We start from the raw sequence: 1,309 nt of genomic DNA on the forward strand, positions 1-1,309 counted from the left end.
GTCACAGGCGACGTAGGCGACGCGGCGGGGGGTGAGGGAGGCGATGGTGCGGACGGTGTCGCGGCCGGCTCCGGCGCGGGGCGGGTCGAGGACGACGATGTCGGCCTCGGTGATGCCGGTGCGCGGCAGCACCTGGTCGACCTTGCCGTGCTCGATGCGGACGCGGTCGAAGTCGGCGAGGTTGTGGCGGGCGTCCTCGACGGCCTGCTTGGAGGACTCGATGCCGAGGACCGCGCCGCGCTCGCCGAGGCGGTCGGCGAGGGCGCCGGCGAACAGGCCGACGCCGCAGTAGAGGTCGAGTGCGGTCTCGCCCTTGCGCGGGGTGAGGCCGCGCATGACGGCGTCGACGAGGAGTTCGGCGGCGCGGGGGTGGACCTGCCAGAAGCCGCCGGCGCCGATGCGCCAGGTGCGGCCGTCGGCGCGTTCGCGGACGAAGGGCCGACCGTGGACGCGGTGGATGGTCCGGGTGGCGTTGCGGCCCTTGCCTTCGGCGACGCGCAACACCGAGACGGGGCGGTCGAGTTCGACGATCGGGAGGCGGCCGCCGGGGCGCGGGGTGAGGACGACCTGGCGGTCGCCGGAGCCGGTGGCGGCGACGGCCTCGATGCCGGCGATCTGCGGCCACTGCCGCTTCTCGATGCCGAGTTCGCTGACGCCCTCGGCGGCGATCAGGCAGCGGTCGATCGGCTCGACCTCGTGGGAGCGGTGGCGGCGCAGTCCGGCGCGGCCGTCCTCGTCGACGGCGTACTGGACGCGGGTGCGCCAGGCGGGCACCTCGCCGGCGGGGAGCTTGTCGCCGGGGGCGGGTTCGACGGTGCCGTCCCAGTTGACGTCCTCGGGGGTGAGACCGGCGAGGCGGCTGAGCTGTTCGGTGAGGACGTCGGCCTTGAGGCGGCGCTGGGCGCCGGGCTTGGCGTGCTGCCAGTCGCAGCCGCCGCAGCGGCCGGGGCCGGCGAACGGGCAGGGGGCCTCGACGCGGTCCTTGGAGGCGTCGAGCACGGTGACGGCGTCGGCGCGCAGGAAGCGGGAGCCGGAGTCGCCCTCGGTGACGCGGGCGATCACGCGTTCGCCGGGGAGCGCGTGGCGGACGAAGAGGACGCGGCCCTCGGCGGTCCGGGCGACGCAGTGCCCGCCGTGCGCGACCGGCCCGACCTCGACCTCGTACTCCTGGCCGACGAGGGATTCGGTGGTGCTTTCGGAGGACATGGCGGAGGGCTCCAGGAGGATCGGTGAGGTGCGTAGGGGTGCGTGGGGCTGCGGGGAACGGAGGCCGCTTCGGCGGCAAGCTCTCCATTCTAGGGCGTGGGCG

1 protein-coding gene is annotated in these 1,309 nt (G+C 75.2%); it reads right to left on the reverse strand.

The annotated features are described in order from the left end of the window. Positions 1 to 1,206 (reverse strand): class I SAM-dependent RNA methyltransferase (locus GL263_RS26655; protein WP_182858297.1); only part of this gene is annotated, 1,206 nt, incomplete at its 3' end. Positions 1,207 to 1,309: the final 103 nt, after the last annotated feature.

The sequence above is a fragment of the Streptomyces durbertensis genome, from assembly GCF_014156695.1.
GTDB classification, from domain to species: domain Bacteria; phylum Actinomycetota; class Actinomycetes; order Streptomycetales; family Streptomycetaceae; genus Streptomyces; species Streptomyces durbertensis.